The sequence below is a fragment of the Mycolicibacterium xanthum genome, assembly GCF_019710635.1.
GTDB lineage: Bacteria > Actinomycetota > Actinomycetes > Mycobacteriales > Mycobacteriaceae > Mycobacterium > Mycobacterium xanthum.
The window spans coordinates 170,660-184,018 of the sequence record NZ_JAIFZS010000001.1 but is presented as its reverse complement, the minus strand read 5'-3'; the positions used below and the strand labels follow the sequence as shown (position 1 = coordinate 184,018).

The following is a 13,359-nucleotide window of genomic DNA, read 5'->3' as shown; positions in this document are numbered from 1 at the left end:
CGGTGCGGATGAGGGTCCTGCTGCTGTCGTGGGAGTACCCGCCGGTGGTGATCGGCGGACTCGGTCGACACGTGCACCATCTGGCCACCGAACTGGCCGCCGCCGGCCACGACGTCGTCGTGCTCAGCCGCAGGCCCACCGGCACCGATCCCGACACCCACCCGACCACCGACGAGGTCAGCGACGGTGTGCGCGTGCTCGCCGCCGCGGAGGACCCGCACGAGTTCGGCTTCGGATCGGACATGATGGCGTGGGTCCTGGCGATGGGCCACGCGATGATCCGCGCCGGCTTCACGCTGGCCGACTGGCGGCCCGACGTGGTGCACGCGCATGACTGGCTGGTCGCCCACCCGGCCGTCGCGCTGGCCCAATTCTTCGACGTACCACTGGTTTCCACCATCCACGCGACCGAGGCGGGACGGCATTCGGGCTGGATCTCCGGCACGGTGAGCCGGCAGGTGCACGCGTTGGAGTCGTGGCTGGTGCGCGAATCGGACGCGTTGATCGCCTGCTCGGCGTCGATGAGCGAGGAGATCGGCGCGCTGTTCGGGCCCGGCCTGTGCGAGACGTCGGTGATCCCCAACGGGATCGACACCGACGGCTGGCCGTTCGCGGCGCGCCGGCGCCACCCCGGCCCCGCCGAACTGCTCTACTTCGGCCGGCTCGAATACGAGAAGGGGGTGCACGATGCGATCGCCGCGCTGCCGCGGATCCGGCGCACCCACCCCGGCACCACGCTGACCGTCGCGGGCGACGGCACCCAGCACGGCTTCCTGGTCGAGCAGGCGCGCCGCCACAAGGTATTGAAGGCGACGAAATTCGTTGGTCGCGTTGACCATTCGCAACTTCTGGCATTGCTGCACCGGGCCGACGCGGCGGTGCTGCCGTCGCACTACGAGCCGTTCGGCATCGTCGCCCTGGAAGCCGCCGCGGCCGGGGCCCCGCTGGTCACGTCGACCGCCGGCGGGCTCGGCGAGGCCGTGATCGACGGTGTCACCGGACTGTCCCACCCGCCCGGTGACGTGGCCGCACTGGTCACCGCGGTCCGCACGCTGCTCGACGCACCGCAGGCCGCCCAGCACCGGGCGCGCGCGGCCCGGGAACGACTCACGTCGGACTTCGCCTGGCACACGGTGGCCGCCGCGACGGCGCAGGTCTATCTCGGTGCCAAACGGGCCGAGCGCAGACCACAGCCGCGTCGGCGGATCGCCGAGCGCGCGCTGCCGGACCGCTGAGGACCCGGGTCAGGACTTCTTCTTCTCGCGCCACACCCGTTCGAACGGCAACCGCCACGCGTGCGGCGCGATGAGCTGGTGGATCGCGTTGGGTCCCCAGGTCCCCGGTGCGTACATCTTCACCGGCGGCGGGTCGACGAGCAGGTGCGCCGAGCGCTCCCACAGCGACTCGATGCCCTCGGCCGTGGTGAACAGCGTGTGGTCCCCGCGCATCGCATCCAGGATCAGCCGCTCGTAGGCCTCCAGCACGTCATCGACGTAGTCGGTCTCCTGGGTGGAGAACTGCATCGACAGCTTCTCCAGCTTCATGCCGGGCCCGGGCCGCTTGCCGTAGAACGACAGCGAGATCTTCGACGAATCGGCGAGATCGAACGTCAGGTGGTCCGGGCCCTGCGACCCCACTCCCGAGCCCGGCGGGAACATCGTGCGCGGCGCCTCCTTGAAGGCGATCGACACGATCCGCTGCCCCTCGGCCATCCGCTTACCGGTACGCAGGTAGATCGGCACGCCGGCCCAGCGCCAGTTGTCGATGCCGACCTTGAGCGCGATGAAGGTCTCGGTGTCGGAATCCCGCGCGACGCCGTCCTCCTCCCGGTAGCCGGTGTACTGGCCGCGCACCACGTTGCCGACCTCGACGGGCAGCATCGACCGGAAGACCTTGTTCTTCTCCTCGCTGATCGCGCGCGGCTCCAGCGCGGTCGGCGGTTCCATCACCACGAACGCCATCACCTGGAACAGGTGGGTGACGACCATGTCCTTGTACGCGCCGGTGCTCTCGTAGAAGTTGGCCCGCGCGTCGAGCCCCAGCGTCTCGGGAATGTCGATCTGGATGTGGTCGATGAAGTTGCGGTTCCAGATCGGCTCGAACAGGCCGTTGGCGAACCGGAACGCCAGGATGTTCTGCGCGGCCTCCTTGCCCAGGAAGTGGTCGATCCGGAAGATCTGCGACTCGTCGTAGGTTTCGTGCACAAAGGCGTTGAGCTCCACCGCGGTGGCGAGGTCGGTGCCGAACGGCTTCTCCATCACCACCCGGGAGCGCTCGACCAGGTCGGCCTGCTTGAGCATGGTGATCACCGCCTGGGCCGCCTTCGGCGGGACCGACAGGTAGTGCAGCCGCTGCACGTCGGGGCCGAGTTCGCCCTCGCCGCGGGCCACCGCGGCGGCCAGCGCCTGCGGCCCGTCGGACTGGGGCACGTAGGAGATCTTGGCGGCGAACTGCGCCCATTGCTCGTCGGTGAGCTTGTGGGCCCCGAACGAGTCGATGGCCTCCCGGACCAGGGCCCGGAACTCGTCGTCGCTGTAATCCTCCAGCGAGGTGCCGACCAGCCGGATGTCGGGCGTCAACGACGACTGTTCGAGGTAGGCGATACCGGGCAGCAGCTTGCGGCGCGCCAGGTCACCGGTGGCGCCGAACAGCACGATCACGAACGGCGCCACCGCCGGATCCTCGCGCCGGTAGGGATGGGAGCCGGGCGCGGGGTACGAGATGTTCTGCGAGATGCCGGAGGTCACCCGCAAATGCTGTCACCGACGCCGCGTTGACGCAGTGTCAGCGGGAGGCTTTCTTGCGTTCGATGTCGGCCAGCGCCGCCGCCAGCTCGGCCCGCTGGGCCGCCGAGGTCTCCCACGACAGCTTGCGGTTCTTGACCACCTTCGCCGGCGCGCCCACGGCGATGGAGTAGTCGGGGATGTGGCCCTTGACCACCGCGTGCGCACCCAGCACACAGCCGCGGCCGATGCTGGTGCCGCGCAGCACCGTCACCTTCGTGGCCACCCAGGTGTCCGGGCCGATGCACACCGGGCCCTTGATGATGCCCTGGTCCTTGATCGGCAGCTCGATGCTGTCCATCCGGTGGTCGAAGTCGCATATGTAGCACCAGTCGGCCATCAGGACCGAGTCACCGAGCTCGATGTCGAGGTAGGTGTTGATGACGTTGTCGCGCCCGAGCACCACCTTGTCGCCGATGCGCAGCGACCCCTCGTGGCAGCGGATGGTGTTCTTGTCCCCGATGTGGACCCATCGGCCGATCTCCATCTGGGATAGCTCCGGGGTCGCCTGGATCTCGACTCCCTTGCCGAGGAACACCATGCCGCGGGTGATGATGTGCGGGTTGGCCAGCTTGAACTTCAGCAGCCGCCAGTAGCGCACGAGATACCACGGCGTGTACGCGCGATTGGCCAGCACCCACTTCAGCGAGGCCGCGGTGAGGAAACGGGCCTGACGCGGGTCCCGCAGGCGCGAACCACGCCAGCGCTTGTGCAACGGCGCACCCCACATCGTCGTCATGGCCGCAAAGCCTACGCGAGCCCGCAACCCCGAGCGGTTACCCTCACCTGGGCGCGAAATCGCATTCCGGCAGGGTCGCACTCGCACTTTTGCTGCCGGAATGCCATTTCGGCGCACCGGGTGCGCAATCGACCCGCGCGCCCCGAGTGAGCAGAAGGGATCCCGTGCTGCGGCGGATCATCGCATTGGCCACGACGGCGCTGATCGCCGGTGTCGCCACCGGCTGCGGCAATACCGATTCGTGGGTTCAGGCGCGCTCCGCGACCGGCTGGGCCGCGCAGTACGCCGACGCCGCGAACACCAGCTACTCGCCGATCGACGGCGCCGACGCACTGCGGCTCGAGTGGGTGCGATCGGTCAAGGGTGAGCTGGCCGCCCAGGTGGCCCTGGGGTCGGGGAACTACCTGGCCGTCAACGGCCAGACCGAGTCGGGCTGCTCGCTGATGGTCTGGGAGACCAACAACCGCGCCAGACAGCGCTGGTGCACGCGGATGGTCCAGGGCGGCGGCTTCGCCGGCCCGCTGTTCGACGGTTTCGACAACCTCTACATCGGCCAGCCCGGCGCGGTGCAGTCCTACCCGCCGACCCAGTGGGTCCGTTGGCGCCGGCCGGTGATCGGGATGCCGATGACGATGCGCATGCTCGCGCCGGGCAACCTGCTGGTCGTCACCCATCTCGGGCAGGTGCTGGTGTTCGACGCCCAGCGCGGCACCGTGACCGGCAACTCGCTGGACCTGGTCGAGGGCCTGGACCCGACCGACTCCCGGCGCGGGCTGGAGGACTGCCGGCCGGCCCGGCCGGAGTGCCCCGTCGCAGCGGCGCCGGCCTACTCCGCGGCCACCGGCGTCATCGTCACGAGCCTGTGGGAGCCCGGCGCCGAGCAGCCCGTCCTGGTCGGCCTGCGCTACCGGCAGGGTCAGACCCCCCAGCTCACCCGGGAGTGGACCAGCGACGCCGTGGGCGGGGGCCCGCTGGCCAGCCCGGTGCTCTCGGCGGACGGCGCGACCGCCTATGTCAACGGACGCGACGAGCGGCTGTGGGCGATCAACACCGAGGACGGCAGCGCGAGGTGGTCGGTGCCGCTGGACTACCTCGCCCAGACCCCGCCCTCGGTCACCCCCGGCGGACTGGTCATCGCCGGCGGCGGGCCGGGGGCCAAGCTGCGGGCCATCCGCGACACCGCCGATCGGGGCGACGAGGTCTGGAGCCGCGACGACGTCTCGCCGCTGACCACCTCGAGCATCGCCGGGGTGGGCTACGCCGTCGTGCGTGACGGCGACGGCGACACGGCGGGAATGGCGCTCGCGGTCTTCGCCCTCGGCGACGGCCACCCGATGAACAGCTACCCACTGCCGCACGCGCAGGGCTGGCCCGTCGGGGTGTCGATCGGTCACGACGGCCGGGTCGTCACCGCCACCAGCGACGGGCGGGTGTACGGGTTCGCCCCGTCCTGACCCGCGTCGTCTCGGCGTCTCCGACACCCGCATATCCCAGCGTTCTAACACCTACGTCACAGTCAGGTAATCCCGATCTTTCGTAGCGATGCAAACATTCACACTCAGATCACAGGTACATACCCGGTAACCGAACAAAGGGACACGAGTGTCGGAATTCCTTGGCAGCGTCAGCGATCTGGTCTGGCACGAAACACTGGTCTACCTCTGCCTGGCGGCCGGGGTGTACTTCTCGATCAGATCGAGATTCGTGCAGGTCAGACAGATTCCGGAGATGATCCGGCTGATGTTGAAGGGCGAGAAGTCGCCGTCGGGCGTGTCCAGCTTCCAGGCGCTGACCATCTCGCTGGCGGGTCGCGTCGGCACCGGCAACATCGCCGGCGTCGCGACGGCCATCGCGTTCGGCGGCCCCGGCGCGCTGTTCTGGATGTGGGCGGTCGCGTTCCTCGGTGCGTCGACGTCGTTCGTCGAGTGCACGCTCGGCCAGATCTACAAGGAACGCGACAAGCTGACCGGTGAGTACCGCGGCGGGCCGGCCTACTACTTCAGCCAGGCGTTCAAGAACACCGCCGGCGCCGGGGCGATGAAGGTCTACGGCTACGTCTTCGCCGCGGTCACGCTGCTGGCGATGGGCCTGCTGCTGCCCAGCGTGCAGTCCAACTCGATGGCCTCGGCGATGGAGTCCGCGTGGGGCTTCAACAAGTGGTGGGTCGCGGTCGGCATCGTCATCGTGCTGGCGTTCGTGATCATCGGCGGTGTCAAGCGGATCGCGGTGTTCGCCTCGATCGTGGTGCCGTTCATGGCGGTCGTGTACATCGCGCTGGCCCTGATCATCGTGCTGATGAACGCCGGGGAGATCCCGGGCATCATCTCGATGATCTTCGCCAGCGCATTCGGTTTCGACTCCGCCTTCGGCGCCATCCTCGGCGTGGCGGTGATGTGGGGCGTCAAGCGCGGTATCTACTCGAACGAGGCGGGCCAGGGCACCGGCCCGCACGCCGCGGCCGCCGCCGAGGTGTCCCACCCGGCCAAGCAGGGCCTGGTGCAGGCCTTCGCGGTCTACATCGACACGCTGTTCATCTGCTCGGCGACCGGCTTCCTGATCCTGTCCACCGGCGCCTACCGGGTGTTCGAGGGCGAGAGCGCCGACGGCGCGGTGATCGCGGAGGGCGGCATCCTGCCCGACGGCGCCGAGGTCGGCCCGTCGTTCGCGCAGACCGGTTTTGACACGCTGTGGAACGGCGCCGGGTCCAGCTTCATCGCGTTCTCGCTGGCGTTCTTCTGCATCACCACGATCATCGCGTACTACTACATGGCCGAGACCAACCTGCGCTTCCTGCTCGGCAAGGCCGCGACGATCAGCGTCCCCCTGATCCGGGGCTCCGTCGGCTCGAACACCACCATCCTGCTGCAGGCGCTGATCCTGGTGTCGGTGACCATCGGTGCGGTGTCCACCGCGTCGGACGCGTGGACGCTCGGTGACATCGGCGTCGGCCTGATGGCCTGGCTCAACATCATCGGCATCATCATCCTGCAGCAGCCCGCCTACAAGGCGCTGTGGGACTACGAGAAGCAGAAGAAACAAGGACTGGACCCGATGTTCGACCCGGTCGCCCTCGGCATCAAGAACGCGACGTTCTGGGAGAACTACGACCCGGCCACCGGCAAGGACAAGGTCCCCAGCGCCACGGCGTGAGCGCCGCGGCTCAGGTGGCGAGCATCGGGGCGACCGCGCTGCGGGGCACCGTGGCCTGCAGCGCGCCCCCGGCGCCCGCCATCATCTCGCCCTGGCCGAAGAAGAAGATCAGCGAGTCGTCGGTCAGCGCGAACTCCCGGTACTTGGCCGGGTCCAGGCCGTCGGCCGGCGAGATGGGTGCGACCACACCGAGTTGGCGGGACACGTCTGCCTGCACGATCGGGAAGATCACGTCCAGCGGCTTGGCGTCCGGCCGGAACAGCGTCTCGAAGGTGATCGGCGCCTCCTTGGCGACGTCCCAGTTGAACGACTTGAACCAGGTCTGCGGGTGGGCGCCGCCGACGTTCTCGTACACCTCGAACACCACGCTGCGGGTGCCCCCGTCATCGGGCCCCGACCGATAACCGGTGCCCCTCGCATCGAGGACGTAGGGCAGATTCCAGGCCCCCGGCATGTCCGACACGTTGACGAAACCGTCCCGTGTCTGGGTCAGATAGGCACCCACGGCCTGCTGGTCGGGGTAGTCGGCCGGGAATGAGTAGTCCAGCGTGTAGGTGGGGTTCTGCACGTGCACGCGACATACCTGGTCGGGATCCACCGTGCCGCCGAGATCGGCACACGCCGACTGGGCGGCCGCGACCGGGGCGACGGCAATGCCGGTGACGAGTCCGGCACCCAGCAGGGCGGCGGCGAGAAGGCGCATCGTCGAACGTCCTCGTGGTCGGCGCCGAGTCGGGCCCCGGCGCAGTTGATGCCAGGGTACGTGGCCGTTCAGCGTGACGGACGGCATATGAATGCCGTCCCCCGCCCGGCGCGGCCGGAACCCAGCCTGGCCAGCACCACCGTGGCCGCGGCATCACCCCGCAACCGGAGCCGCGACCGCAACGCGTCGGGATCGACGTCGAGCCCGCGCACCAGGATCTCGACCGCGCCGACGCCGCGGGCCGAAAGCGCTTGGCGCAGGTGCCGTTCGTGGAAGGCCAGCGCGTCGAGCACCTCGAATCCGCGCACCCCGGCGGGCAACCGGTCCCCCGACAGGTAGGCGATTTCGGGGTCGAGCTGCCAGAGCCCGTGCCGGGCGGCGTAGTGACGCACCAGGCCCGCCCTGATCACGGCCCCGTCGGGTTCGACGATCCAGCGGCCCGCCGGGGCGACCGGGCAGTCGTCGGGCTCGACGTCGGTGATCTGCTCGCCGGTGTCGAGCAACGTCGCGCGGCGGCGCACCCCGGCCCCGGCCAGCCCGGCCGACCACAGGCAGGCCTCCCGGACCCCGCCCGCCAGCGAGACCACCTCGATCTCCCCGCCGAACCCGAGCTGACGCACTGCAGCGAAATCGATTCCGGGAGCACACTTCACGACGTGGTCGCGGTTGCGCAACACCGCGAAGAGCTCGTCGAGCGGCGGCAGATAGGCCCGCGGGTCGAACCGGCGTCTCGCCCCGCTGCGCCGTGCGGGGTCGGCGACGACGACGGCATCCTCGGTGACGGGGTGCAGTGCGTCGGCCCGGCACAGCGGCACCGGCGCGCCGCTGCGCTCCAGGTTGTGCCGGGCCATCGCGAGCCGGACCGGGTCGATGTCGCTGCCGATCACGAAGGCGGCCCGATTCCGCAGTGCGGCAAGCTCTGTGCCGATCGAGCAGGTGACGTCGTGCACGGTGGCCCCGGCCAGTCGCCGCGCCCGGTGTGCGGCCACCGGCTGCGCGGTGGCCTGTTGCAGCGCCTCGTCGGTGAACAACCAGTCGGCCGCGTCGGCGAACTTGGCGGCGGCCCTGCGGCGCAGCCTGACGGTCTCCACCAGGACGGCCGAGCGGTCACCGAAATGCGCACGCGCCGAGGCGATGTCGGCGACGAGCGTGGAGTCCGTCAGGCGGTACCCGGCAACGTAGCGCAGCGCCTGCTCACCGGCAGCGCTGCGAAGGTAGGACACATCGTCGAGGCCGAACGCTACGACGGCTTCACCCCGGTCACCATGACGTTGTAGAACCAGCCCTTCGGCACCACCCGGCGCCACACGTTGGCGTCCACCCACGACAGCGTGGTCCAACTGCCGAACGCGAATTTCGCCCAGCCCCAACCGAGCTTGCCGGGCGGCACCGCGGCCTCGAAGGTGCGCACCGGCCAGCCCAGCATCGCGGCGCTGAACTCCTCGCTGGCCGTGTGCACCTCGACCGCACCGGCGTTGGCGGCCATCCGCTCCAGATCGCCTGGCTCGAAGGTGTGCAGGTCGACCACCGCCTCCAGCGCGGCCGCGCGGGAGGACTCGTCCAGCTCGGCCTGGGGGCGGCGCCAACCGGCCAGCATCGGCAGCTTCGTGACGTTCGTCGCCACCCGCCACGTCAGCGTCGACAGCTCCCGGGCGTAGCGGTTGCCCACCGTCGTGGGCTCCCCGGCGAAGACGAACCGGCCGCCCGGCTTGAGCACCCGCACGACCTCGCGCAGCGACAGCTCGACATCGGGGATGTGATGCAGCACCGCATGCCCGACGACCAGGTCGAACGTGTTGTCCTCGTACGGGATTCCCTCGGCGTCGGCGACCCGGCCGTCCACGTCGAGTCCCAGCGACTGCCCGTTGCGGGCGGCCACCTTGACCATGCCGGGCGACAGGTCGGTCACCGAGCCGCGCCGGGCCACCCCGGCCTGGACCAGGTTCAACAGGAAGAACCCGGTCCCGCAGCCCAGCTCCAGCGCCCGGTCGTAGGGCAGCTCCCGCTGGACCGCCACCGGCACGGCCGCATCGAAACGGCCCCGGGCGTAGTCGACGCACCGCTGGTCATAGGAGATCGACCACTTGTCGTCGTAGGTCTCGGCCTCCCAGTCGTGATAGAGGACCTGGGCGAGCTTGGAATCGTGCATGGCCGCCTCGACCTGCTCCTGCGTCGCACGGGGCGTCGGAGCCGGGACGGCGACATCAGGGTAGGCGTCGGGATCCTTCGTTTCCGTCATGCAGGGCAGCCTAATCGTTGCCGGTGCGGTCCCCTCGGCCGAGCGTCTCGAGGCTGTCCCCGCCGAACGCGGCCTTGGCCGCGGCCAGCACCTCCGGCGGGTAGTCCAGAAACCGGCTCGCCCACGCCACCGCGGCGTCGTAGACCCCGTCGGGGATCACCAGCTCATCGACCAGGCCGAGGTCACGCGCCTCCCGCGCGTCGATGAAGCGCCCGCTGAAGACCAGGTCCTTGGCCTTGCTGGTGCCGACCGCGTCCACCAGCAGGGCCGTGCCGCCGCCGGCGGGCACCAGGCCGGCCAGGATCTCGGTGGCGCCGAACTTGGCGTTGTCCCCGCTGATCCGCCAGTCCGCGGCCAGCGCCAGCGTCAGGCCCGCCCCCAGCGCGTACCCGGTGATCGCGGCCACGGTGGGTTTGGGCAGCGCCGCCAGCGCGTCGACGGCCTCCCCGCACACCCGGGCCGCCACCCGGGCCTCGTCGGCGTCCAGCGTCCGCAACTCGGGCATGTCCTCACCGGCGGAGAAGATCTCGTGTCCACCGAAGACGATCACCGCCGACACGTCGTCGCGGGCCCCGAGGTCGGCGACCGTCTCGGCGACCTCCCGGTACACCTGCCGGGTCAGGGCATTGGTCGGTGGCCTCGACAGCAGCAGGGTGGCGATGCCGGCCCGCCCCTCCCCCTCGGCGCACACGACGTGGACGAACTCGCTCACGTCAACGGGACTCCGTCGCTGTAGCCCTGCGGAGCGCGGCGGTTGCGGGCCGCGTTGTAGCGGTCGCTGTTGAAGAACTCGATCTCCCAGTTGCCGCCCTTCTCGGCGGCCAGCGACGGCTCGATCGCCGCGATCCGGCGCTCCACCGCCAGCACCTCGGCCACCGTGCGGCCGTTCAGCGCGTCCAGCTGCGTCCACGTGGGGGGTAACAGGAAGCTGCGCCCGGCGGCGAAGTCGTCGAGGGCGGACTGCGGGGTCGCCCAGCCGGCCTCGTCGGTCTCGGTGTTGTCCCCGTCGGCCAGCTGGCCCTCCGGGAGCGCACCGACGAAGAAGTAGGTGTCGTAGCGGCGGGTGCGTTCCTCTTTCGGGGTGACCCAGTTGGCCCACGGCCGCAGCAGGTCGGCGCGCAGCATCAGCTTCTCCGAGCGCAGGAACTCACCGAACGACAGCGACTTGTTCTCCAGCGCCGCGCGCTGCTCGCGGTACGCCGATGCGTCGTCGACCAGCAGGTCCGGATCGTCGGCGGCGCCGGCGAACAGCACGCCGCATTCCTCGAACGTCTCGCGGGCCGCCGCGCACACCAGGGCCTCGGCGAGGTCCGGGTCCACCCCGAAACGGTCGGCCCACCACTGCCGGTCCGGCCCGTGCCAGGCCACGTCGGCGTTGCGGTCCCGGTCGTCGACTCCCCCGCCCGGAAACACCATCACCCCGGCGACGAAGTCCATCGCCGAGTGCCTGCGCATCAGGAACACCTCCAGACCGACGGGGTGATCCTGCCGGATCAGCATCACCGTCGCGGCCGGTCGGGGAACCAACGGGTCGGTCATGACCGCCTCCTGTGTGCAGCGCGGCTCCGGGTGCGGCGCGCGAAATAGCGGCCGTCGATGTAATCCAGCGCGATCGACTGTCCGAACGCCTTCGAAAGGTTCTCCGAGGTCAGCACGTCGGGCAGCAACCCGGAGTCCACCACCTTGCCCTCCGACAGGATCAGGCAGTGCGAGAAGCCCGGCGGAATCTCCTCGACGTGGTGGGTGACCAGCACCATCGCCGGGGCGTCCGGGTCGGCGGCCAGATCGGAGAGCCGGGCCACGAGCTCCTCGCGTCCACCGAGGTCGAGGCCGGCCGCAGGTTCGTCGAGCAGCAGCAGTTCCGGGTCGGTCATCAGCGAGCGCGCGATCAGCACCCGCTTGCGCTCGCCCTCCGACAGCGTGCCGTAGGTGCGGTCGGCCAGATGCTCGGCGCCCACGCTCTCCAGCATGTCCAGCGCCTGGGCGTAGTCCATGTCGTCGTACTTCTCGCGCCACCGGCCCATCACCGCGTAGCCCGCGGAGACCACCAGGTCGCGGACCACCTCGTCGTCGGGCACCCGCTGCGACAACGCGGCGCTGCTGAGCCCGACCCGGGAGCGCAACTCGGACATGTCGGTGCGACCCAGCCGCTCGCCGAGCACATACGCGGTTCCCGACGACGGATGCTCCATCGCGGCCGCGATGCGCAGCAGCGACGTCTTGCCGGCCCCGTTGGGCCCGATGACCACCCAGCGTTCGTCGAGTTCGACCGGCCAGGTGACCGGGCCGACCAGGGTGCGGCCACCGCGGCGCAGGCTGACCCTGGCGAAGTCGATCAGCAGGTCGGGGTCGGAGCCTTCGGTCGCGTCGTCCACCTCACTGCTGGATCTGTCGGCTGGCACCCGACCATCGTATTGACATCCTCGCCTCGGTTCACAGCGGGGATTCCTCGTGCCGACCGGCTGTCTCGATTGCCGTTCATGCGGCTATCGCCGTGGGCTGGTCGCCGCGCCGATGCCCGCCGACGCGACCCCGCTGGTCATCCCGGTGCGCAGCGCCGGACCAGCAGGGCGGCGCCTCGCAGCGCGGCGCGAACCGGCGCGGCCATCAACCGTGTTCCCGGAGATGCAGGCGGATCGCGTCGAGTTCGCCGCGGATGCGCCGCGCGTCGGCATCGTGGTCGCCGGCCAGGCTGTCGACCGACGGAAGGTAGTACACATCGGCCAGACGCTGCGCCAGCCGAGAGATCCAGTTCGTCATGTGGACATGGTCATTACAGACTGGCTTGCCCATCAATATCCAGTTGGCGACTACTGGCTACCAATGACCGATGCGACGGCGGCAAGATCGCTCGATGTGGACCTCCTGGCACGCGAGCTGGGCAATTGGCGCACATCCAGTCGTAGCGGCCCGGCCTACCACGGTCTCGCCGATGCGATCCGGCTGCTGATCGGCGACGGGCGCCTACCGGTCGGCGCCGGCGTCGGCGGTGATGACGGCGTTCGCCGAGGTCACGCCGTACCTGCAGAGCATGGGCCACGAGCTGGTCGGGGCGCTGCCGCTGCGTCAGGCCATCGCCGAAAGATATTGCCTGCGTGGGCTGCCCACCAACCCGACGAGATCATGGTGACCACCGGCGCCCTGCACGCCTTCGGCCTGATCCTGACGACCTACGCCCACCCGGTGATCGGGTGCTGGCCGGGCAACCGACCTATCACGGGGCACTGTCCGCGATCACGGCGTCCGGGGCTCGGGCGGTGCCGGTCTCGATGACCGACGACGGATGGGACCTCGACGCGATGGAGGCGGCAATGCATCAACTGGCCCCCGACCTGGTCTACCTGATCGCCGACAACCGCAATCCCACCGGCCACACGTTGCCGGCCGCCGACCGGAAACGCCTGGCGCACATCGTCACCGGCACCCGGACCCGCACGGTCGTCGACGAGACGATCAGCGGCATCTGGCTCGGCCAGCCCGTGCCGCCCCCACCGGCCGCCGAGCTGACCCGCCGGCGGGACCTGGACCTGACCGTCGGTTCGGTGTCGAAGTCGTTCTGGGGTGGTCTGCGGATCGGCTGGATCCGGGCCGAGCGCAGCGTCATGCCGGCCGCCATGCGGCCGTCGGTGGACATGGGCACCGCGATCCTCGAACAGCTCTCCGCGGCAGAGCTTCTCGTGCACACCGACGAACTGCCGCCCGGGCGCCGGGAAGATCCTGCGGGCGCGCCGAACCCAACTCGAGG

The 13,359-nt window shown here is 69.9% G+C and carries 12 protein-coding genes and 1 pseudogene; 4 read left to right on the top strand and 9 right to left on the bottom strand.

The annotated features are described in order from the left end of the window. The first annotated feature begins 8 nt into the window (after positions 1-8). Positions 9-1,235: a glycosyltransferase family 4 protein gene (locus tag JDV09_RS00785; RefSeq protein ID WP_221367460.1), complete on the top strand. Its 1,227-nt coding sequence runs from the start codon at positions 9-11 to the stop codon at positions 1,233-1,235. A 9-nt stretch (positions 1,236-1,244) separates the two neighbouring features. Here JDV09_RS00785 and zwf read toward each other — a convergent pair whose 3' ends face one another. Continuing rightward, the gene (gene zwf, locus JDV09_RS00780) at positions 1,245-2,747 is read right to left on the bottom strand and encodes a glucose-6-phosphate dehydrogenase (RefSeq protein ID WP_221367196.1); all 1,503 of its coding nucleotides are present in this window, start codon (positions 2,745-2,747) and stop codon (positions 1,245-1,247) included. 37 nt (positions 2,748-2,784) lie between these two features. Next, complete coding sequence (locus tag JDV09_RS00775) at positions 2,785-3,522, bottom strand: acyltransferase (RefSeq protein WP_221367195.1); 738 nt, start codon at positions 3,520-3,522, stop codon at positions 2,785-2,787. 164 nt (positions 3,523-3,686) lie between these two features. Here JDV09_RS00775 and JDV09_RS00770 point away from each other — a divergent pair, with 164 nt between their 5' ends. Further along, positions 3,687-4,976, top strand: coding sequence for a BamB-related PQQ repeat family beta-propellar protein (locus JDV09_RS00770; RefSeq protein ID WP_221367194.1), 1,290 nt, complete (start codon positions 3,687-3,689; stop codon positions 4,974-4,976). 148 nt (positions 4,977-5,124) lie between these two features. Further along, positions 5,125-6,672, top strand: coding sequence for an alanine/glycine:cation symporter family protein (locus tag JDV09_RS00765; RefSeq protein ID WP_221367193.1), 1,548 nt, complete (start codon positions 5,125-5,127; stop codon positions 6,670-6,672). Positions 6,673-6,682: 10 nt separating this feature from the next. Here the strand turns inward: JDV09_RS00765 and JDV09_RS00760 are convergent, their stop codons facing one another. The 7 genes from JDV09_RS00760 to JDV09_RS00730 form a co-directional block, all read right to left on the bottom strand. Further along, entirely contained in the window at positions 6,683-7,375 is a 693-nt protein-coding gene (locus tag JDV09_RS00760) for an esterase (RefSeq protein WP_221367192.1), read from the bottom strand. A gap of 68 nt (positions 7,376-7,443) precedes the next feature. Further along, positions 7,444-8,658 carry a THUMP-like domain-containing protein gene (locus JDV09_RS00755; RefSeq protein WP_255604657.1) on the bottom strand — a complete coding sequence of 405 codons (1,215 nt, stop codon included), beginning with the start codon at positions 8,656-8,658 and terminating at the stop codon, positions 7,444-7,446. Next, the gene (locus tag JDV09_RS00750) at positions 8,616-9,614 is read right to left on the bottom strand and encodes a class I SAM-dependent methyltransferase (RefSeq protein WP_221367190.1); all 999 of its coding nucleotides are present in this window, start codon (positions 9,612-9,614) and stop codon (positions 8,616-8,618) included. Before JDV09_RS00750 ends, JDV09_RS00755 begins: the two co-directional genes overlap by 43 nt. Positions 9,615-9,624: 10 nt before the next feature. Beyond that, positions 9,625-10,326, bottom strand: a complete 702-nt coding sequence (locus tag JDV09_RS00745) for an enoyl-CoA hydratase (RefSeq protein WP_221367189.1) — start codon at positions 10,324-10,326, stop codon at positions 9,625-9,627. Then, on the bottom strand, positions 10,323-11,153 hold the full coding sequence (locus JDV09_RS00740) for an NUDIX hydrolase (protein ID WP_221367188.1): 831 nt from the start codon (positions 11,151-11,153) through the stop codon (positions 10,323-10,325). Before JDV09_RS00740 ends, JDV09_RS00745 begins: the two co-directional genes overlap by 4 nt. Further along, entirely contained in the window at positions 11,150-12,016 is an 867-nt protein-coding gene (locus JDV09_RS00735) for an ABC transporter ATP-binding protein (RefSeq protein WP_308123961.1), read from the bottom strand. Before JDV09_RS00735 ends, JDV09_RS00740 begins: the two co-directional genes overlap by 4 nt. A gap of 205 nt (positions 12,017-12,221) precedes the next feature. Next, complete coding sequence (locus JDV09_RS00730; protein ID WP_221367187.1) at positions 12,222-12,374, bottom strand: hypothetical protein; 153 nt, start codon at positions 12,372-12,374, stop codon at positions 12,222-12,224. A 63-nt stretch (positions 12,375-12,437) separates the two neighbouring features. On the opposite strand from JDV09_RS00730, the pseudogene JDV09_RS00725 reads away from it, so the two are divergent. Beyond that, positions 12,438-13,327: pseudogene (locus JDV09_RS00725) on the top strand (aminotransferase class I/II-fold pyridoxal phosphate-dependent enzyme); the annotation flags it as partial. Between the last annotated feature and the right edge of the window lie 32 nt (positions 13,328-13,359).